This is a genomic window from Chryseobacterium sp. (genome assembly GCF_041914225.1).
Classification (GTDB): domain Bacteria; phylum Bacteroidota; class Bacteroidia; order Flavobacteriales; family Weeksellaceae; genus Chryseobacterium.
On sequence record NZ_JAYSDT010000003.1, the window covers coordinates 175,387 to 195,440 of the forward strand.

Annotated in this window: 18 protein-coding genes; 10 read left to right on the forward strand and 8 right to left on the reverse strand. The window is 37.1% G+C overall.

The window, feature by feature from the left end; genetic code table 11:
* Nucleotides 1-5: 5 nt before the first annotated feature.
* The 3 genes from ACE3RB_RS02760 to ACE3RB_RS02770 form a co-directional block, all read right to left on the reverse strand.
* The gene (locus tag ACE3RB_RS02760) at nt 6-701 is read right to left on the reverse strand and encodes a DUF3307 domain-containing protein (RefSeq protein WP_374462793.1); all 696 of its coding nucleotides are present in this window, start codon (nt 699-701) and stop codon (nt 6-8) included.
* Between the two features lie 2 nt (nt 702-703).
* Nucleotides 704-1,309: a SatD family protein gene (locus tag ACE3RB_RS02765; protein WP_110008839.1), complete on the reverse strand. Its 606-nt coding sequence runs from the start codon at nt 1,307-1,309 to the stop codon at nt 704-706.
* 327 nt (nt 1,310-1,636) lie between these two features.
* Nucleotides 1,637-3,547: an endonuclease gene (locus ACE3RB_RS02770; protein WP_374462794.1), complete on the reverse strand. Its 1,911-nt coding sequence runs from the start codon at nt 3,545-3,547 to the stop codon at nt 1,637-1,639.
* Nucleotides 3,548-3,738: 191 nt separating this feature from the next.
* Here ACE3RB_RS02770 and ACE3RB_RS02775 point away from each other — a divergent pair, with 191 nt between their 5' ends.
* The 9 genes from ACE3RB_RS02775 (at nt 3,739) to ACE3RB_RS02815 (ending at nt 12,351) form a co-directional block, all read left to right on the forward strand.
* Nucleotides 3,739-4,878 carry an acyl-CoA dehydrogenase family protein gene (locus tag ACE3RB_RS02775; RefSeq protein WP_374462795.1) on the forward strand — a complete coding sequence of 380 codons (1,140 nt, stop codon included), beginning with the start codon at nt 3,739-3,741 and terminating at the stop codon, nt 4,876-4,878.
* Nucleotides 4,879-4,897: 19 nt separating this feature from the next.
* Nucleotides 4,898-5,395 carry a DinB family protein gene (locus tag ACE3RB_RS02780; protein ID WP_374462796.1) on the forward strand — a complete coding sequence of 166 codons (498 nt, stop codon included), beginning with the start codon at nt 4,898-4,900 and terminating at the stop codon, nt 5,393-5,395.
* A gap of 372 nt (nt 5,396-5,767) precedes the next feature.
* Complete coding sequence (locus ACE3RB_RS02785) at nt 5,768-8,698, forward strand: reprolysin-like metallopeptidase (RefSeq protein ID WP_374462797.1); 2,931 nt, start codon at nt 5,768-5,770, stop codon at nt 8,696-8,698.
* A 439-nt stretch (nt 8,699-9,137) separates the two neighbouring features.
* On the forward strand, nt 9,138-9,851 hold the full coding sequence (locus tag ACE3RB_RS02790; protein ID WP_374462798.1) for a hypothetical protein: 714 nt from the start codon (nt 9,138-9,140) through the stop codon (nt 9,849-9,851).
* 10 nt (nt 9,852-9,861) lie between these two features.
* A complete protein-coding gene (locus ACE3RB_RS02795; RefSeq protein ID WP_374462799.1) occupies nt 9,862-10,281 on the forward strand; it encodes a hypothetical protein in 420 nt (139 codons plus the stop codon).
* 162 nt (nt 10,282-10,443) lie between these two features.
* Nucleotides 10,444-10,911, forward strand: coding sequence for a nucleoside triphosphate pyrophosphohydrolase family protein (locus ACE3RB_RS02800; protein ID WP_034694493.1), 468 nt, complete (start codon nt 10,444-10,446; stop codon nt 10,909-10,911).
* A gap of 3 nt (nt 10,912-10,914) precedes the next feature.
* On the forward strand, nt 10,915-11,478 hold the full coding sequence (locus tag ACE3RB_RS02805) for a TlpA family protein disulfide reductase (RefSeq protein WP_374462800.1): 564 nt from the start codon (nt 10,915-10,917) through the stop codon (nt 11,476-11,478).
* 3 nt (nt 11,479-11,481) lie between these two features.
* On the forward strand, nt 11,482-12,087 hold the full coding sequence (locus ACE3RB_RS02810; protein ID WP_233333014.1) for a DUF4230 domain-containing protein: 606 nt from the start codon (nt 11,482-11,484) through the stop codon (nt 12,085-12,087).
* Nucleotides 12,088-12,159: 72 nt separating this feature from the next.
* The gene (locus tag ACE3RB_RS02815) at nt 12,160-12,351 is read left to right on the forward strand and encodes a hypothetical protein (protein ID WP_374462802.1); all 192 of its coding nucleotides are present in this window, start codon (nt 12,160-12,162) and stop codon (nt 12,349-12,351) included.
* Nucleotides 12,352-12,432: 81 nt separating this feature from the next.
* Here the strand turns inward: ACE3RB_RS02815 and leuB are convergent, their stop codons facing one another.
* The 4 genes from leuB to ACE3RB_RS02835 all read right to left on the reverse strand — a co-directional run bounded on the left by leuB (nt 12,433) and on the right by ACE3RB_RS02835 (nt 16,956).
* A complete protein-coding gene (gene leuB, locus ACE3RB_RS02820; RefSeq protein WP_374462803.1) occupies nt 12,433-13,557 on the reverse strand; it encodes a 3-isopropylmalate dehydrogenase in 1,125 nt (374 codons plus the stop codon).
* Nucleotides 13,538-14,146 (reverse strand): 3-isopropylmalate dehydratase small subunit, encoded by a 609-nt coding sequence (leuD, locus tag ACE3RB_RS02825; protein ID WP_374462804.1) that lies wholly within the window; start codon nt 14,144-14,146, stop codon nt 13,538-13,540. The genes leuB and leuD overlap by 20 nt, the downstream gene beginning before the upstream one ends.
* Nucleotides 14,147-14,373: 227 nt before the next feature.
* Nucleotides 14,374-15,762, reverse strand: coding sequence for a 3-isopropylmalate dehydratase large subunit (gene leuC / locus ACE3RB_RS02830; RefSeq protein ID WP_374462805.1), 1,389 nt, complete (start codon nt 15,760-15,762; stop codon nt 14,374-14,376).
* A gap of 30 nt (nt 15,763-15,792) precedes the next feature.
* Complete coding sequence (locus ACE3RB_RS02835; protein ID WP_374462806.1) at nt 15,793-16,956, reverse strand: 2-isopropylmalate synthase; 1,164 nt, start codon at nt 16,954-16,956, stop codon at nt 15,793-15,795.
* A 148-nt stretch (nt 16,957-17,104) separates the two neighbouring features.
* Between ACE3RB_RS02835 and ACE3RB_RS02840 the strand changes: the two genes are divergently transcribed.
* On the forward strand, nt 17,105-18,649 hold the full coding sequence (locus ACE3RB_RS02840) for a hypothetical protein (RefSeq protein WP_374462807.1): 1,545 nt from the start codon (nt 17,105-17,107) through the stop codon (nt 18,647-18,649).
* Nucleotides 18,650-18,816: 167 nt separating this feature from the next.
* Here ACE3RB_RS02840 and ACE3RB_RS02845 read toward each other — a convergent pair whose 3' ends face one another.
* Complete coding sequence (locus ACE3RB_RS02845; RefSeq protein ID WP_374462808.1) at nt 18,817-19,791, reverse strand: dipeptidase; 975 nt, start codon at nt 19,789-19,791, stop codon at nt 18,817-18,819.
* Between the last annotated feature and the right edge of the window lie 263 nt (nt 19,792-20,054).

Genomic DNA, 20,054 nt, shown 5'->3' on the forward strand with positions numbered 1-20,054 from the left:
TTGATTTATTTTATTATTATTCCTGTTAAGACAGCCAGTCCAAAACTTAGCAGTGTACCAATCAATACATATTCTGTAAGTTTTCTCTGTTTTGCCTGTGCAAGGTCGCTGAACCTGAAAACAGATTTGGCAGCTACCATGAAACCTACGCCTTCCCAGTGGTTCACCATGATAAAAGTGAAGACCATAAGACGTTCTAAAATTCCGATATATTTTCCGGCACTTGATAAAGATTCGGTTTGAATAGTGTTGGGGCCATCCGGAGCGGGTGTCCATGATGACAATAAGATTTTGATAAAAACTGAAGCAGGGGTTGTAAGAAACAATGCCGCCATGATTATCTTTAAAAATTCCTGATTCTGTAAAAACCCGAAGCTGAATTCCTGGAAATAAAAAGAAACTCCTGCAATCACTAAAATGTGCAGCAGCTGGTCAATGAAAAACCATCTTTTCTTAGTCTTTACATTTTGAAATGTAAGCTTGGCTGCATCAATAACAAAGTGAGTGAATCCTACCAGAACGGCTACCCACCAAAGCTGAAGATCCCAAAGGAAAATAAGGCTTAAAGCTATGTGTATCAGAACGTGAAGGTATAAAAACTTACTTTTCAGTTTATAGTTCTCCTTATCTGCAACCCATGAATTTGGCTGAAGTGTAAAATCTCCGAGTAGATGTGCCAATATGAGTTTGATGAAGATCATGCTTATAGTTCTGAGATTTTCTTTCTGAAATACTGATTGGTTTCCACAATGAGCTCATAGTTGGCTCGCTTCAGTCTCTGGCTTACCGAAGACTGTGAAATGGCAAATCTCTTGGCAAGATCTTCCTGGGTGATATCCTGGTTCATGATCATTTCATGAATAATCTCTGCCGTAGCCATCGTCCAGTTGTCAAAATCCTTGGACGACCATTTCAACAGGATATTAAGATCTCTGTCTACCGGATCACTGGATGTTTTGATCGCAACGGTATGTCCGTCACTTTTAAGATCATTCAGCAGTCTGCCGGAATTCACGTAAGCAGTACCATTAGATTCGGTAATTTTCTCAGAAGAGAAACTTTCTTCACCAATACCTATGGCCATCCTGACATCTAAATTTTCAACACTTTTAATAAGAGATTTTATGGCTAGAAAACGCCAGAAAACGTCATCAATCCTGCATTTGAACTGAAACTCATCTCCCCTGTAGATTTCCCATGTATGAGGAGCGCTTCCCCATTTTTCGAGAAGATGTTTAAGCCTGGTAATCCAAACTTCAGTGTCCGCATGCTGTGAATTTATAATATCACCGGTAATGACCGCTATCATACTGCAAATATAAGCATAATTACTTATATATAAAAAATATAAGCAGAAACCCTTATAGATATTGATTATTAGCGAATCTGCTTATATCGATGATGCAGTAAGCATAAGGTTTTTAAGGCTTTATATCAAATTAAAAAATCAGGAAAAAGCAAAAACCAAGTAAAATCTTTACAGTTGCATTTATTTTAACTCTACTTTTTTAAGCTTTTTAGACAGGAAGCTTATTTCTGTTATCACTCCTGCTTTAAGAAAATAAACCTAACAGGTTCTTAAAAACCTGTTAGGTTTGACTTCTCATTAAATGATAGTATTTAAATCTGATTTCATTTACTTTTTAATAAACTGATGTGCCTTTTCATCAAGCTTTAAGAAGTAAACTCCAGTTGGAATGCCTTGTACAGCAATGTCTTTCTTATATCTGAAAGGATCTTTTTCAGTATAAATCACTTTTCCGGAAAGATCTATGATCTGGGCTGTTTTCACTTTGTCAATCTCTCCGTTCACATAAAGATGATCATCAACCGGGTTGGGATAGATGGTAAATTCATTATGATCAGCAATCAATTCTTTGGCAGACAGTGCACCCAGGTTCTGACAGTAATTGGATGGATAAGAATCCCACTCACTGATAGTAAATGTACTGTTAGGCTGGTTGATGGTACTCTTTCTGTATAAAGATACATTACCATTGTTATTGATGGTATATTTTACCCCGATAGCATCTACCGTGACCGTTTTATTATAAGCAAGCTCTACATAATTTTCCCCTGCAAACATCATAGGATCAGAAGCTGTTACAAATCTTGTCTCAGCATTTGTATAGCATGATAACGTTGATTTAGGATTGATAATAACAAACGCTTCATTGTTTCCTATTTTCCCTTCCAGCTCATAGGCATCTCCATTATAGATAGCATTTGTGGTGTTATTTTTAAACTGGATATTGATCCTGTAATTGTTCAGATTAACCTCATGTCCGGTTTTATTAACAATTTCCAACGCATTATTCCTGATGAATTCCGTATTGGTTCCGGATATATACTTGGTGATCATAAGATCCGGAGCATAGGTATCCGAAGCAATGGTTGAAGTTGTAACAGTATTGCTGAAAGGCGATTCCAGATATCCTTTATCAAAAGCTTTCACCGTAAAAGTATAAGTTGTTGACGGATTGAGATGATCTATGCTGACAGAAGTCCCTTTCGTAACCGCAACAGGTGTTGCTGAGCCATTCATATACACCCGATATCCTAAAACATCCGTATCAGGAGAAGCGGTCCAGCTCAGATTGACAAAATAAGCATTCTGCTGTGTGGAAACCAGTGATCCTGGTGTTGCAGGAGGAATATTGTCAGGAGTTTCGGACCAGATCATATCAACCCACTCTGGATGGTCAATAAAAGGATTCCTGTTTTTTTGTAAGGTATAAATGGTATTATTCCGGTCGATTTCCCTCTGCGAAACCGGATCTGAGGTACTCCACTGTTTCAGCATTGCAATATAGGCAAGATCAATAGCCCTTTCTTCAGTTCCATCCAACGGACACTGGTCTGTAGCAGGTGTGATGTTCGCTGATGTACTGTAAGCCGTATTGAATGAACCCAATTTCCCTTCATATCTCACGGCAAAATACAGCAGCGTCCTCGCAATATCACCTTTGAACTCATTAATAGGCTCGTAAACCCTTCCGGTATAAGGATAATTGGGAATGGCAGCATTGGCCATCCTGGAACCGTTGGTAAAATTATAGAAATTGGTATTACCGCCTACTCCATAAGGATAATTGTTTCTCAGCTGATTGATCCTTGCATCAGCAGGAATAATAAAATTAAGGTCCGAATACATTGGATAATCACTGATGGCTGAGCTGGTACTGAATGTACTTTGTGGCATCATATGTTCCCTGTTGTACCCCATGCCTTCCGTGCTGCCATTACCAATGAGCTGATTTACCTTATACTCATAAGCATCCGGCCCGGCCGGTATTTCCGAATAAATATCCAGCAGATACTCAGTATTGGAAGCATCATGATCATAATATTTATCAAGATCAGTCTGCCCATACAGTCCCGGAAGATCATTATAATGCCAGTTGATCATTTTTTCCGAAATAATATCATGAAGTTTAGATTTCAGGGCATACCCGGTTAATCCGGCAGTACCATTATAATATCCTGGAGGAGCCTGCGCAGAAATATAAGAGGAAATTAAGATAACAGGAAGTAGAATTTTTTTCATGCCTTAAAAATTGGGAAACTAAAATAGTGAAATAAAAAATGTAAAAAACTGAATATTTTATTAAGAAAGTATTAATTCTCAAAATATAAAAAATTGAAAATTAAACGCATTGCCGATGAATATTATGAATAAAATATTTTTTTTTTAGCATTCCATCAATTTGGTTATCTTTGGGAACTAACTATTATTATATGAATACAGAGACTATTGACAACATCAAAATGATAGCGGAGACGGCTAGAGAATTTGCAGAAAAGAATATCAGACCGAATATTATGGAATGGGATGAAAGCCAGACATTTCCAAAAGACTTATTCCACCAGTTGGGTGAGATGGGCTTTATGGGAATCGTAGTTCCTGAACAATATGGGGGTTCCGGATTGGGTTATCATGAATATGTTGCTATCCTGGACGAAATTTCTCAGGTTGATCCCTCTATTGGTCTTTCTGTAGCAGCACACAATTCACTTTGCACCAATCATATCTATGAATTTGGAAATGAAGAACAGAGACATAAATGGCTTCCTCAGCTGGCTTCCGGAAAAGTAATCGGAGCCTGGGGACTTACTGAGCACAACACAGGTTCAGATTCAGGAGGAATGTCTACTACCGCTGTAAAAGATGGTGATGAGTGGATCATCAACGGAGCTAAAAACTTCATTACACACGCTATTTCAGGAGATATTGCCGTAGTAATGACAAGAACAGGAGAAAAAGGAGCTAAAAATAATTCTACAGCCTTTGTTTTAGAAAAAGGTATGCCCGGATTTACTTCAGGGAAAAAAGAAAATAAACTGGGAATGCGTGCTTCCGAAACAGCAGAACTCATCTTTGACAACGTACGTGTACCGGATTCTCACCGTTTAGGAGAAGTAGGCGAAGGTTTCAAACAGGCTATGAAAGTTCTGGATGGAGGTAGAATTTCTATTGCCGCATTAAGCTTAGGTACCGCAAGAGGAGCTTACAAAGCCGCTTTGAAATACGCAAAAGAGAGACATCAGTTTGGAAAGCCAATTGCAGACTTCCAGGCTATCAACTTTATGCTGGCTGATATGGCTACAGAAATTGATGCTGCTGAACTTCTTATCCAAAGAGCTTCTACGCTTAAGAATGCAAAACAAAAAATGACAAAAGAAGGAGCTATGGCAAAATTATATGCTTCTGAAGCTTGTGTAAGAATCTCTAATAATGCTGTCCAGATCTTCGGAGGATATGGATATACAAAAGACTTCCCTGCTGAGAAATTCTACAGAGACTCTAAACTTTGCACCATTGGTGAAGGTACTTCTGAGATCCAGAGACTGGTAATCGGAAGAGATATTACAAAATAATTTTCAAATCTCAATACAAATGATTAAACAGGCACTTTTAGGTGAATTTCTGCATGAAGCCGAAAACACCAGAAAAATTTTACAGGCAATCCCGGACAGTGCACTGGACTGGAAACCTTCTGAAAAAAACTGGACAACCGGTCAGCTTGCCTCTCACATTGCTGAAGTGTACAATTGGTATGAACCCACTTTCAATCAGGACATTTTTGATATGGGTACATACAAGTATGACAAAGGAGACATTTCGAAAGCGGAAAATATCCTTGCAAAATTTGAGGAAAATGTTGCCAATGCACAGAAAGCTTTGGAAAACTCTGATGAAAACACTTATTTCAACGAGTGGAAAATGGAAATGGACGGAAATGTATTGTTTCCTCCTATGCCAAAGGTTCAGGTGATAAGAGGTTTTCTTTATAATCATTTGTACCATCACAGAGGTGAGCTGGTTGTTTATTTAAGATCAACCGGAAATAAAGTCCCTGGACTTTACGGACCTACTGCTGATGATAAAATGTAAGTAAGTATTGAATAAATATACTAAGCTGTTTCATTTTTGAAACAGCTTTTTTTGTAACCAAAATATAGAACATACAGTAACATTTTATAAAATTTAATTTACTATTATAACTTACATTACTTTATATAATTAATAAATTATATTGTCTAATTTTAGTAAAATAATAAATAAAATGTTAATTTTTTATTTATTTAACAAATTAAATTCATTTCAGCATTCTCACTTTTCTTTTATTAATAAGCTTTTTCAATTATATACAATGTGTTGCATAATATTTTATGTGAAAAGTCTAAAATTTCCTTAAAAAATTCTGTTTTCGATAATATTTTTTTTATTAGCTTTGGTATTCCACAATCAAATTTAGTATTTAATATGAAAAAACAATTAACGCTGATTGGAATGCTCCTTGTTTCGGGTATTTCTTTCGCACAGACTGACCGTCTTTGGACTGAAGGTTCCAGAAAAGCTTCATCAGAGATCTTTGAAAACAAAAACAGCATCAGCAATCCTAAGGTTTACAACCTGGACATCAACGGATTGAAAAATGCTTTGGCAAAAGCTCCCAAAAGACTGGCTGCAGGCGAAAAATCAGAACTCATTATCTCTTTTCCGAATTCTGAAGGCAGAATGGAAAATTTTAAAGTGAGGGAGAATTCCAATTTTGCCCCTGAGTTGGCAGCAAAATATCCGGATATCAAATCCTATGTAGGACAAGGTCTGGATGATCCTAATTCCACAGTCTACTTCAGTGTTTCTCCACTCGGACTGTCATCAATGGAAATTTACGGCGATAAATCTGCTGTATTCATTGAGCCGTACACAAAAGACCTTTCTTCCTATGTTGTGTACAGAAAATCTGATAAAAAAGATGATCTTAACAAATTTGAATGTACAGTAGTAGAAGCTGCACAGAAAGGCGTTTCAAATTCTTCACTTGCAGCAAGACCTAATGCTGATGATGCCAAACTGAGAACATTTAGACTTGCACTTTCCTGTACAGGAGAATACACCACGTACTTTGGAGGTACCAAAGCACAGGCTCTGGCCGCAATGAACAATACGATGACCCGTGTAAACGGTGTTTTTGAAAAAGATTTTGCAGCAAGAATGGTTCTTATCTCCAACAATGACTCTGTAATTTACACCAACGCTTCTACTGACCCTTATTCTGCAGCTTCAGGAATGAGCAACTGGAATTCTCAGCTACAAAGTACCCTGACATCCGTAATTGGTGAAGCGAACTATGACATCGGACACCTGTTCGGTGCTTCAGGTGGCGGTGGAAACGCAGGATGTATCGGCTGTATCTGTACAAACGGATCCAAAGGAAGCGGATACACTTCCCCGGCTGATGCCATTCCTTCAGGAGATAATTTTGACATCGATTATGTAGCTCACGAGATGGGACATCAGTTTGGTGGTAACCACACTTTCTCTATGAATAACGAGGGAACAGGTGCTAATATGGAACCGGGTTCAGGATCAACCATCATGGGATATGCAGGAATTACAAGCCAGGATATCCAGCCGCATTCCGATGCATTCTTCCATGCAATAAGCATTCAGCAGATTACCAATAATATTAAAGCTAAAACCTGCTCTGTCAATACTAATACAGGAAACTCAATTCCTACTGCCAACGCAGGTTTAGACTATACTATTCCAAAAGGAACTCCATTTGTACTGACAGGTACCGGAACGGATGCCGACGGAGATTCTTTAACTTACATCTGGGAACAAATGGACAATGCTTCTTCTTCTCAGACAGGAGCAAGTTCGGCAGCAAGCGCAACAAAAGCTTCAGGACCTAACTTCAGATCATGGACTCCAACAACTGCACCTGTAAGATATTTCCCAAGAATGGCTTCTATCCTGACAGGCGCAACCACTACAGCAGGTTCTGAAATCACTGTAGAAGCGCTTTCTTCTGTTGCCAGAACATTAAATTTCAGATTTACCGTTCGTGACAATAAAGCCGGAGGTTCAGGAAATAATTCCGATGATGCTGTTATCACAGTTAATTCAACTGCAGGACCATTCCTGGTAACTTCACAAAACTCAGCTACAACATATGCCGGAGGAAGTTCCCAAACTGTAACCTGGGATGTGGCAGGAACTACTGCAAACGGAGTAAATACAGCCAATGTAGATATCTTATGGTCAACAGACAGTGGAAATACATGGACTACGCTGTTGGCAGGAACCCCGAATGATGGTTCACAGGCTGTAACGATTCCTAATGCCAATACAACTACAGGAAGAATTATGGTAAAAGGATCAAACCACATTTTCTTTGATGTTAACAATGCCAACATTTCTGTAAATGCAGGTTCCGGAACTCCTGATACCGTCGCTCCTACAGCGCCTACCCTTGCTGCTTCAGGAACAACTTCTACTACAACCAATCTTTCATGGTCAGGTGCTACAGATAATGTAGGAGTTACAGGATATGATGTATACCAGGGGGCTTCATTAATCGGCTCAACGGCTTCTACAACGTATACTGTAACAGGACTTACTCCAGCAACTACCTACTCTTTCTCTGTGAAAGCAAAAGATGCAGCAGGAAATGCTTCTGTTTCCAGCAATACAGTAAGCGTTACCACTCTTTCAGGCGGAACGGTTACTTACTGTTCTTCTTCTGCATCCAATACCGCTGATGAAAGAATCGGAAATGTAACATTCGGATCTATTAATAATACTTCTACAGGAACTGCAGGTTACGAAAACTTCACTTCAGTTTCTACGAATGTTACAAGAGGAAATGCCTATACAATTTCCATCACTCCGGTTTGGACATCTACAAAATACAGCGAAGCATATGCTGTTTATATTGATTACAACGGTGACGGAGACTTTACAGACAGTGGAGAACTGGCATGGACAAAAGCAGGTTCTACAACCAGTCCGGTAACAGGATCTATTACTATTCCATCTACAGCAACTGTAGGGTCTACAAGAATGAGAGTAATGATGAAATACAGCTCTATCCCTACTTCATCTTGTGAAGCATTTACTTATGGCCAGGTTGAGGATTACACGCTTAACATTGTATCTTCCGGAAAAGGAGACATTCAGAATACAAAAGATCTGATCACAGATGTGAAGTTTTATCCAAACCCTGTAAGAGATATCCTTTATATTTCCAATACGACTTCAGAAGATTATAAAATCTTCGATATGGGTGGAAAACTAATTGACTCAGGAAAACTTCAGAGAAGCTCTGTAAACGTAAGCAATCTTATCAAAGGTGCTTATATGATTCAAATCGGAGAATCTTCTAAAAGATTTATTAAAAATTAATAACTTTAAAATTAAACGATGTGAAAAACTGCCCTTTACGGGGCAGTTTTATTTTTTATGTAAAACATTATATGAAAAGCATTTATGACTCTTATTAATTTTACATAATTATTTTATTTAAATGAAAATCACCGAGATTTGAGTTTTTTGGTTTAAATTTATTGCATAATAATTATTCTTTATTGTACCGCTTGCCCTGTTTGTATTTAAGGGAGCTCTAAAACCGTTTTTGACGCCTGACACTGTTGCTTCTTTTGACTCTGTTTTGGGATAATTCAGTACTTGAACAATTCCGGTTCTTAAATTCAATTATATTGACCACAAAGTCTTACTGCTTTCACCATAGCATTTCCACTTAAGGCTTATGTAAAGAAATAATGTTTCAAAAAGGAAGCCCCTTTAATACCTTAATAATTTTAAAATAATTTAATTTTTTTATATGAAACATTTATTTAAGTACTTTTTTATCTTAACGATCACCACTTTCTCCATCGCCTGCAGTTCTGACAGAGATGATGAGCCAGAAACCAATTCTGATGTCACTATTGTATTCTATAAAAACGCTGATGAACTGGCAGTAACTTACGATCCGAATAACACTGTGAGCCAGTCTGTCAGAAATCAGGCCTACGATCTTTACAAACAGGGCAAATGGAGCGAGCTGGAATCACTTTTTAAGGCTAATAATTTAAATGGCGGATGGCCACCTGCCAACGGAGGTTACAATATCGTTGACGATGTTCCTTTACAGGTCGGACAGAAATTTGACCGATACAGCGGGGCTGTAGGTAATTATACCGGCAATGGCGTTCCTACTTTAGGCGGAAGTTTTACCAGCCCGATCATCAACGGATACACCTATACTTTTACACAAAGAGCTTTAAATCAGCCTGAAGACAAATATGATTTTTATTACGAAATTGACGTTCTGAATAATTCAATGCAGTTTAAAACCCAGACCGCAGATATTATTCCCTGGTTTGGACAGGCTGGAAAAGGAAAACAAACCATGTGGAAAATCCCGATTGACATCAATACCGGTTATCAGAAAACATGGAATAAGCTTGCAGAAGAAGGCTATATAAAAGTAACCATTAAGAAAAGTCCAAGCGGAAAATATAATAACTTAGCAGGTACAGTTATTCAGCCATAAATCAGCTCAAATGTATTCAATATCAGAAAAAATAAGCATTACCAGAAAAATTTCTGTTGAAAAAAGCTCTTTCATTAATGATGAGGCTCTTCCTTCAGCAATAACCACTTTCAGCTGCTGTGATTGCGGGAACAAAAATACAATTGCAATAGCTCCCTACGAATCCGGGTTTCCCGTCTTTCAGCTTTATAATGAAGATAAAATATTATCCAAAGATGAATTATTAAAACAAGGAATTGTCAACAAAACCTCTCAAAGAGTGCTTCATTTCGGAGAACTGACAGTCAATGATCTGCCAACATTATACTTTGGTACCGACTGTACTTCGTGCCATTCAAAATACATCTGTGTATTCAGCTATGGAGAAAAGCAGCCGGGTCTGGAAATATTGACGATTTCCGGTATCTGGAAATACGAATACCTGAAATAATTAAATATCATCAACAGATTCAAACAAACCACAATTTTTAAGTTGTGGTTTTTGCTATCAGTAAGTGATTATAATTTTCTCTTACTCTTTATTCGTACATTTCTACCTGCATATTTCACATTTTACAAATCCTTTTCTATCTTTGTGGGAAATAAAAAATTCATGGATAAAATTGATAGTCTGAACCAAGTAGCAGAATTCCATACTACTTTCAAAGCCCCTATTTTAGATACCCCACAAATTCCTTCTCCGGAAAGATGCAATCTCAGAGTGGAGCTTTTACAGGAAGAACTTAATGAGTTAAAACAGGCGATTGCCGATAATAATATTGTAGAAATTGCAGATGCACTTTGTGATTTACAGTATGTTTTAAGTGGTGCTGTGCTGGAATTCGGACTTGGCAACAAATTTGTAGAGCTATTCAACGAAGTTCAGCGTTCCAATATGTCGAAAGCATGTGATAATGAAGAGCAGGCAAAGGAAACAGTTGAATTTTACAAGGAAAAAGAAGTAGAATCTTTCTATGAAAAATCCGGAGAAAAATTTAATGTTTACAGACAGGCAGATCATAAAGTATTAAAAAACAAATACTACTCTCCTGCTGATTTAAAATCAATTATCGAAAAATAAAATATGAAAAAATTTATTACCAATATTGTTGCCGTTTCAAGCTTATTTTTAGCTGCACAACAACTTAGCGCTCAAAAAGTAGTGGTAAACCGCGAGGTTGAAACTCAGAAAGACGGCAAAATGCTTTTGGGAAACCAACTGAAAGAGCAGTTTTTAAAAGCTCCTTATGCAGATTGGTATGTAAAGGAACATGATGAATATGTCCTTGACCAGAAAGCAGTCAGTGAATTAAAAAAAGAGAAAATCGGGTCTTATGATATCATTGTTTTCATGGGAACATGGTGTGAAGACAGCCACAGAGATTTTCCGAGACTGATGAAAATATTGGAAGCCGTAAACTATCCGGAAAATAAACTGACTATTATTGCCGTAAACCGTAAGAAAGAATCTCCTACCGGGGATGAAAGCCTTTACAATCTTCAGAAAGTTCCTACCATTATCCTGAAAAGATATGGAAAAGAAGTGGGAAGAATTGTAGAAATGCCTACCAGCGGATATATTGAAAGAGATTTAGCTGAAATTCTTAAAAAGAATGATTCATCTGTTATCAAAGAAATTTTTAAATAGATTTTGAGAAATTATAGAACCATATTATCCTTTGCAGCCGGTGCCGGCGCTATGGTGCTTCTGTTCTTTGGTCTGAAGTCCTGCCTGAACCTTGGAAATAAAACGGAACAGTCGGATTATTATATCCTGACCAATCAGATTTCCAAGATGAATAAAATGGTGGTATTGGAACAGAATACTTCCAGCATGCAGAAAACCAAAATGGGTTATGAAGTTTTTGGAAAAGAAATCTCCAGCAACAGTATTATAACCTATACCAAAACGAATGCACAGGTTTCCTATGATCTCAATAAAATGAAGATTGAGGTAGATTCCATCAATAAAAAGCTGGTGATTACTGAGCTTCCTGATGCTGAGATAAGAATTACGCCAAGCGTTGAGATTCAATCTCTGGATGATTCTTTCATTAACAGAATTTCAGAAAAGGATATTAAAAACGTTACAGCAAAAGCGAAGGAAACAGCAGAGAAATCAATTGACCAGAATCAGCTGAGAAATGAAGGCCGCAAACAGTTGATGGAAAACCTGAATAATATTTTTGTTTTGGCAAAAGCCCTGAATTATACCATCGAGGATAAAACCGGTAAAATCGGTATTTTGGGACTTTAGAATAAAATTTTTCCGTTTGGCAAACCCTTTGAATAATAATTTACATGTTCTTGGAACTTAAAATGTAAAGTCATGAATACAAAAGGAAACACCAAAAAGAAAGAACCTGCCAATACAGCAGAGACTAAAAAGCAAAATCAGGATTTTCAGAATATTCCTGCTGCATCGAAAAAGACCAATCCGCCTGATATTGATAAAGAAGATATCCAGAAAGCATCAAAGAACAAATCAGGAAAAACGGATAATACAAAAGACAAAAAGTAATAAGACTTTTTATAATTGAAAAGTTCCGTCTCATGCGAGGCGGAACTTTTCGTTCTAACTATCTAACTGAACTTTTGTTTTCTATACAATGGTAGATTTCCCGATCTTTACATTTTCAAAATTATAATATGATGTTTCGGAATATCTGATATGGTCTGCAATAAAGCTTCCCACTTCACTTGTTGAGTAATATTGTTTCGTATTAAGATCAACGGTAACATATTTATTTTCAATAGCATGTTCTACCGACTGTCTCAATTTATCGGCTGCGGCCTGTAAATTAAGATGATCCAGCATCATAGCCACACTTAAAATAGAAGCAACAGGATTGGCAATCCCTTTTCCTTTAGCCTGAGGATAAGACCCATGAATAGGCTCAAACAGAGCATTCTTCTCTCCTACTGAAGCAGATGGTAACAACCCGATAGAACCACCGATCACACTTGCTTCATCTGAAATAATATCGCCAAACATATTTTCTGTTAAAATAACATCAAAATGCTTAGGATTAAGAATCAGCTGCATGGCGGCATTGTCTACAAACATATAGTCAAGCTGTACGTCAGGATATTCAGGAGCAATTTCCTGGCAGGTTTTTCTCCACAATCTTGAAGTATCCAGAACATTCGCTTTATCAATAAGCGTAAGCTTCTTCTTTCTTTTCTGTGCTTCCTGAAATGCCATATGCGCAATCGGAATAATATCTTCACGGCTGTATTTGCAAACGTCATAAGCATATGCTCCATCCGGATCGGTAAATTTTTCACCAAAATAAATTCCGCTTACCAGCTCTCTGAAAATCTGGATGTCTGCTCCTTCAATAATTTCTCTTTTCAGCGGACTCTTATCAATCAGTGACGGATATGTCTTCAATGGACGGATATTGGCAAACAATCCCAGTTCTTTACGAAGTTTTAATAATCCCTGTTCAGGTCTTATTTTTGCTTCCGGATTATTATCAAACACCGGATCGCCGATAGCTCCGAAAAGTACAGCATCTGATTCTTTACATATCTTTAAGGTCTCTTCAGGCAGAGGATTTCCTGTCTTAAAAATAGCTTCTGCTCCGATTAATCCGTAATCAAAATGAAATTTACATTGAAAAACTTCAGCAATAGTATCTAATATTTTGATACTCTCACCGATAATTTCCGGGCCAATCCCATCTCCGGGAAGAACCGCGATTTTAAAATAATTGTCGTTCATTTGTTTTTTGTGCTTTTAGTTCAAATTCTGTAATGGCTTGTTTTCTGCTGATTAAGAAATCAATATCATCATAACCGTTCAGCAGGCATATTTTTTTATAAGAATCCAGTTCAAAGGTTTCTGTGGTATCTTTGAAGCTGACAGACTGTAATTCCACATCAATAGCAATTTCCTGGTCAGGATTTTCATTGACTCCTTCTAAAATTTCTTTTAAAAACCCTTCGGAAACCTTTACGGGAAGAAGCCCATTATTCAAAGCATTTCCTTTGAATATATCAGCAAAATAACTTGAAATGATGACTTTAAAGCCATAATCTGTTAACGCCCAGGCCGCATGCTCCCTGCTGCTTCCGCATCCGAAGTTGTTTCCGGCGACAAGAATTTCACCACTGAACTTAGGATTGTTTAAAACAAAATCAGGATTCGGTTCTCCTGTATGAATATTGAACCTCCAGTCTCTGAACAGATTCTCTCCGAAACCCTTTCTGTCTATACTTTTAAGAAATCTTGCAGGAATAATCTGATCTGTATCTATATTTTCTGCCGGTAACGGAACCGCAGTGGATTTTATAATAACTAATTTTTGCATGTATTCTACATTGTTAAGCTTGAACCACAAAAGTCACAAAAGTTTTTTTAACTCAGTTTGCTTAAGGATGGATAAAAGAATCCATATAAGAAGTTCGCAAAAGAATGAAAATCAAAAATTTTCATAAAGCTTAAGTGCTCTTTTTATGTAAGCAAATGATAATTTCTTCTTACAAACGACATAACCTTTTGTGCCTTTTGTGGTTAAAATAAATTTAAAATTACTTTTTAGTTTAAACTTTCAAAAGCTGAAATTTTACCTTCTATGGCTGCTTTTGCTGCAGTGAGCGGACTGGCAAGAATTGTTCTTGCACCCTGTCCCTGTCTGCCTTCAAAGTTTCTGTTGGAAGTGGAAACACAATACTCTCCTTCCGGAATCTTGTCATCATTCATTGCCAGACATGCAGAGCAGCCCGGCTGACGGATCTGAAAACCTGCATCATTAAAGATTTTATCCAGTCCTTCTTCATAAATCTGTTTTACCACCTGCTGGGATCCCGGAACGATCAATGCTTTTACCGCTTCCGCTTTGCTTTTTCCTTTGATGTACTGAGCTGCAGAACGGAAATCTTCTATCCTTGCATTGGTACAGCTTCCTATAAAAACATAATTCACCTTGATACTGTTAACCGCTTGTCCAGCTTCCAGTCCCATATATTGTAATGCCTTCTCTTCAGATTCATTCTGTGGCGCAGGAATAACTTCACGGATTGAAATACCCATTCCCGGGTTGGTGCCATAAGTAATCATCGGATAAATATCTGATGCATCGAAGCTCAGTTCTTTATCAAATAATGCCCCTTCATCAGTTTTCAATGTCTTCCAGTACTCTACTTTTTCTTCCCATTCTTTCCCTTCCGGTGCGAATTTTCTTCCTTTTACGTATTCAAAGGTGGTTTCATCGGGAGCAATCATTCCTCCTCTGGCCCCCATCTCAATACTCATATTGCACACGGTCATTCTTCCTTCCATCGACATCTCTTCAAATACATTTCCTGCATATTCACAGAAATATCCCGTTCCTCCGTCTGTTCCTATTTTTGAAATGATATAAAGAATCACATCTTTAGGCTGAACATTTTCGTTCAATTTGCCGTTGACTGTAATTCTCATTGATTTCGGTTTATTCAGCAATAAACATTGGCTTGCAAATACCTGAGCGACCTGGCTTGTTCCTATTCCAAAAGCGATAGTTCCAAATGCTCCGTGGGTGGAGGTATGACTGTCACCGCAAACAATACTCATTCCCGGCTGGGTAATTCCCAGTTCCGGAGCGATAATATGTACAATTCCCTGATACTGATGTCCTAATCCGAAAAGTTCGATATTATTTTTCTTACAGTTTTCCGTAAGCTGTTCTACCTGATTTCTTGAAAGTTCATCTCTGATAGGCTGCTCCTGATTCAAAGTGGGTACATTATGATCCGCGGTGGCAACAATCTGTTCCGGTCTGAAAATCTCCAGGTTTCTGGATTCCAGTTCTGCAAAAGCCTGAGGGCTGGTTACCTCATGAATCAGGTGTTTGTCTATATAAATGATCTGAGGTCCGTCAGGAATGGTTTCTACCACGTGAGCGTCCCAAACTTTATCAAAAAGTGTCTTTTTACTGTTGTTCATTGTTTACTTTATCTTGATATTAAATCAAACCTATCCTATTTTTCTGGCAAAAGAATGCATCATCATGTTCAGGTTCTCATTGTCTATTTCTTTTTTAAGATCAGCGATCTTCAGAAACTCCTGGTACAGGTAATCAAGTTCATTCTTGGTAACCTCATACCCGATATGTTTAAAACGATACGCCAAAGCCGAGCGGCCGCTTCTGGCTGTAAGGATAATGGAAGAGGCATTCACACCTACTTCTGCCGGATCAATGATTTCATAGGTTTCCCTGTTTTTGATCACACCATCCTGATGAATTCCTGAGCTGTGGGCAAAAGCATTGGCTCCTACAATAGCTTTGTTGGGCTGCACTGCCATTCCCATCAGGTCGGATACCATGGCACTCATTTCATTCAGCATTCTGGAATTGACATTGGTATGCAGATTCAGATCTTTATGCTGTTTTAAAATCATCACAACTTCTTCCAATGCCGTATTACCGGCTCTTTCTCCCAATCCGTTGATGGTACATTCAATCTGGCGTGCTCCGTTAATTGCTCCGGCAATAGAATTGGCAGTAGCCAATCCGAGATCATTATGACAATGGCACGACAGTACTGCTTTTTCAATACCTTTTACATTTTCTTTCAGATATTTTATTTTCTGACCGTATTCTTCCGGCAGACAGTATCCTGTTGTATCAGGAATGTTCAGTACTGTCGCTCCGGCTTTGATAACGGCTTCACAAACCCTTGCAAGATATTCATTATCTGTTCTTCCTGCATCTTCAGCGTAGAATTCCACATCTTCCACATATGTTTTGGCATACCTTACAGCTTCTGCCGCTCTCTCAATAATATCTTCCCTTGTTGAGTTGAATTTGTATTTAATATGAGAATCCGAAGTTCCGATACCGGTATGAATTCTTGGTCTTTTCGCAAATTTCAATGCCTCTGCTGCCGTATCAATATCTTTTTTATTGGCTCTTGTCAGTCCGCATACTTTAGCATTTCTTACCAGTTTTGAAATTTCTGAAACCGATTCAAAATCTCCCGGACTGGAAATCGAAAACCCTGCTTCAATGATATCAATCCCCAGCTCATCAAGCTTTTCAGCAATAATCAGTTTCTGTTCCGTATTCAGTTTACATCCCGGAACCTGTTCCCCGTCTCTCAGTGTCGTATCAAAAATTTCAATTTTTTCGGAATTCATAAATGAAGTTTTTTACTTAATTTTGGTTCAAAACTACAGCTTGCAATATTTTTTCATTTTCACATTTTTTGAAAATTACAATATTCAACAGTTGAAAAAACAATCTTATTCATCTATTAATCAGTAATTTAATTTATAAAAATTTACAATGGCAGAATTGCAGAAAGATTTTTTGTTTGTATTGGTAAAGTCATTGACTACTTCTGAAAAGCGACAGTTTAAGTTGTATGTAAACCGTCTCGGAATTAATGTTGATGCTAAATTTCTTCTGCTCTTTTCTGAGATGGATAAAATGAAGGAATATGATGAAACAGTGATTATTGAGAAAAAAATTTCTACCAAACAACAACTTTCCAACCTTAAAGCCCATCTTTACAAACAGATTCTGGTAAGCCTCCGTATGAACCCGAGTCATCAGAATTATAGAATTCAGCTTCGGGAACAGCTGGATTTTGCTAATATTCTGTATCAGAAAGGTCTTTATAAGCAGGCTTTAAAAATATTAGATAAGACTAAACAGACTGCGCTGGAGCTGGATGAAAAAAGCATTGCTTCCGAAATCATTGACCTCGAGAAAGTAATTGAATCACAATTTATTACACGAAGTATCGAAGGCCGCGCCGAAGAACTTATCAAGCAGTCTCAGGAGATCAGTAAGCAGAACCGCTACACTACAAAACTTTCCAACCTTTCTTTGAAACTATACAGTGAAATGCTTACCCATGGCTATGTAAAAAATGATACAGACCGACAGGAAGTCATGGATATTTTCAATGCTGAAATTAAAAATATCAATCCCGAAAAACTAAATTTCACTGAAAAATTATGGTATTATAAAGCTCATGTATGGAAGAACCAGCTCTTGCAGGATTATAAATACACTCTGAAATATGCTTATCAGTGGGTAGATCTTTTTCATAAGAAGCCCGAAATGATTTACAGCCATCCGGTTTGGTATATCAAAGGAAATACTTATCTGCTCAAGATCCTTTTCCTGTATGGAAATATTGATATTCTGGAGGAGCATTTTGAGAATTTTAATAAAATGGTACATGCGGAAAATTTTGTTCAGAATGAAAATCTTCAATCCCTTATTTTCCTTACTCAGTACAATACACTGATGAATATTCATTTTATAAAAGGAGAATTTTTTACCGGCACAAAACTTATTCCTGAAGTGGAATTGAAAATGGAAAAACTCAGGGAAAGAATTGATGAGCACCATTTTATGATTCTTTACCTTAAAATGGCGGCTATGTTTTTCGGCAGTAAAATGTTTGAAAAATCAATTGAATATTCAATGAGGATCATAGAATCCAAAGGTAATGTACAGGAGGATCTGCTGTTCCATACAAGAATTCTGATCCTAATGGCGAAATATGAATCGGGTAAAGATGAAGATTATGATGAATTTATTGCTTCTACGCTGAAGTTTGCCAGAAAAATGAAAAAGCCGGAAGAGTTTCATTTTGAAAGCATTCAGTTTTTTAAGAATCTTAATAATCAGGTGCCGGATCAGAGACAGAAAGCTTTTGAAAATTTTGATAAAAAGCTGGAAGAATTCTCAAAAAATGAATATTACAGACGTTCATTATTCTATATTGACATTCATGGATGGATCAAGTCTAAAGTCCAGAATGTAGATGTGATTGAAATTATCAAGCAGAAAGTAAGGTATAAAAGAAAACATTAACCTGCAATAAATAATCAACTGTTTTTAAACATATTAAAATACATCATTTAATGTAAAATAAAACAGCAAAAAATTCCCGCAGATTTAGCTTATTATCACAGATAAATATAAAACCTGTTTTAATTTCCCAATCTGCGGGATAATAAAATCGTTTTAACGATATCATCCTATTTATATATATTTTCTATAAAATTCAGAGCATTTCTGTGGCTGATTTTTTCTGCCAGTTCGGATGAAAAGCGTTTTTCAATTTCTTTATTGATTGCAGGATATCCCGAAGCATTGGAATGTTCAGGAAAGAAAAAAGGATGACGGGATGTCTCAGGATGATCCTTCCAATAGAAATAGTCTGCTCCATAGGCGATACTGTTTTCTCCGGCAAGATCTAACCCATATCGGATATGCTCATAAATTCTATCCGGGTTTTCCGTATCTACATAATCTTTGATAAAATTCAGACCTATCAGTCCTTTCCTTTTGATTACTTCCTTTGCCAGTTCATCAGGAAGATTCCTGTTGTTCTGATAAACAGACCTGTAATTGGAATGACTTGCCAGAACCGGAATTGAATAATTTCTCTGATCAATATAAGTGAAAATATCATAGGCCAGCTGATCACTTGTATGAGCCAGATCAATAGCAATATTTCGGTCAGCAATATAATCAATCAGGACTTTCCCATCATCCTTTAAGCCGGCGGTGGCATTATTTCCCCCTCCAAAACGGTTTTCAAGATGATGCGTTATTCCAAGGTAAAAGACTTTTTCTACATTCTCAATCATGGCTTCCAAGTTTTTAAATCCGGAGTCAAGACTTTGATTTTCATCACAGAAAGCAGATGCATTTTCAATGGAAGCAATAATTCCTATCCGGTTTTCATTACCGGTTTCCTTGTAATTGTCCTTATTAAAAAGAAAAAAGTTCTCATTTTTGGTAAGATTTGAAAATAAGCGGCTTTGTTCCAATCCGTAATTGGTACTGTTTGCTCCTGTTCCTGCATACATGGCCATCACCTGAACTTTTACATTTCCTTCCTGCAGATAAGGAAGGGAGCAGCCCAGCTCTTTATCATCCAGAGTGGTACCTGATCTTAGCAGATAATAAAGTAAATCGCAGTGAAGGTCAATATTCATTGTGCTCATATTAAATTGTAATTCGTTTATTATTAAAGTTTTAAATCAGAAAACAAGCTTTAATATTGAGATACCGGATAACAAAAAAACAGAAGATATTTTTCTGTAAAAAACTGATTATAGAATCTGACGAAACAAAAACAGTCCTGATCTTTTTTATTTTAAATATTAATTCTCATTCTAATTGTAAGCTAATATAGTATTTTATCTAAAAAATGCGTATTTTTGCATCTTAAAATTTCTTAGTAAACAATGATAAAAATTACACTTCC

Excerpts from the sequence above, each read along its gene's own strand:
- ACE3RB_RS02795 (WP_374462799.1), top strand. The coding sequence starts at position 9,862 with ATGTATTCAATATCAGAAAAAATAAGCATTACCAGAAAAATTTCTGTT.
- ACE3RB_RS02835 (WP_374462806.1), bottom strand. The coding sequence starts at position 16,956 with ATGAATTCCGAAAAAATTGAAATTTTTGATACGACACTGAGAGACGGG.
- ACE3RB_RS02845 (WP_374462808.1), bottom strand. The coding sequence starts at position 19,791 with ATGAGCACAATGAATATTGACCTTCACTGCGATTTACTTTATTATCTG.
- ACE3RB_RS02815 (WP_374462802.1), top strand. The coding sequence starts at position 12,160 with ATGAATACAAAAGGAAACACCAAAAAGAAAGAACCTGCCAATACAGCA.
- ACE3RB_RS02775 (WP_374462795.1), top strand. The coding sequence starts at position 3,739 with ATGAATACAGAGACTATTGACAACATCAAAATGATAGCGGAGACGGCT.
- ACE3RB_RS02805 (WP_374462800.1), top strand. The coding sequence starts at position 10,915 with ATGAAAAAATTTATTACCAATATTGTTGCCGTTTCAAGCTTATTTTTA.
- leuB (WP_374462803.1), bottom strand. The coding sequence starts at position 13,557 with ATGAACGACAATTATTTTAAAATCGCGGTTCTTCCCGGAGATGGGATT.
- ACE3RB_RS02800 (WP_034694493.1), top strand. The coding sequence starts at position 10,444 with ATGGATAAAATTGATAGTCTGAACCAAGTAGCAGAATTCCATACTACT.
- ACE3RB_RS02760 (WP_374462793.1), bottom strand. The coding sequence starts at position 701 with ATGATCTTCATCAAACTCATATTGGCACATCTACTCGGAGATTTTACA.
- leuD (WP_374462804.1), bottom strand. The coding sequence starts at position 14,146 with ATGCAAAAATTAGTTATTATAAAATCCACTGCGGTTCCGTTACCGGCA.
- ACE3RB_RS02785 (WP_374462797.1), top strand. The coding sequence starts at position 5,768 with ATGAAAAAACAATTAACGCTGATTGGAATGCTCCTTGTTTCGGGTATT.
- leuC (WP_374462805.1), bottom strand. The coding sequence starts at position 15,762 with ATGAACAACAGTAAAAAGACACTTTTTGATAAAGTTTGGGACGCTCAC.
- ACE3RB_RS02780 (WP_374462796.1), top strand. The coding sequence starts at position 4,898 with ATGATTAAACAGGCACTTTTAGGTGAATTTCTGCATGAAGCCGAAAAC.
- ACE3RB_RS02840 (WP_374462807.1), top strand. The coding sequence starts at position 17,105 with ATGGCAGAATTGCAGAAAGATTTTTTGTTTGTATTGGTAAAGTCATTG.
- ACE3RB_RS02765 (WP_110008839.1), bottom strand. The coding sequence starts at position 1,309 with ATGATAGCGGTCATTACCGGTGATATTATAAATTCACAGCATGCGGAC.
- ACE3RB_RS02770 (WP_374462794.1), bottom strand. The coding sequence starts at position 3,547 with ATGAAAAAAATTCTACTTCCTGTTATCTTAATTTCCTCTTATATTTCT.
- ACE3RB_RS02790 (WP_374462798.1), top strand. The coding sequence starts at position 9,138 with ATGAAACATTTATTTAAGTACTTTTTTATCTTAACGATCACCACTTTC.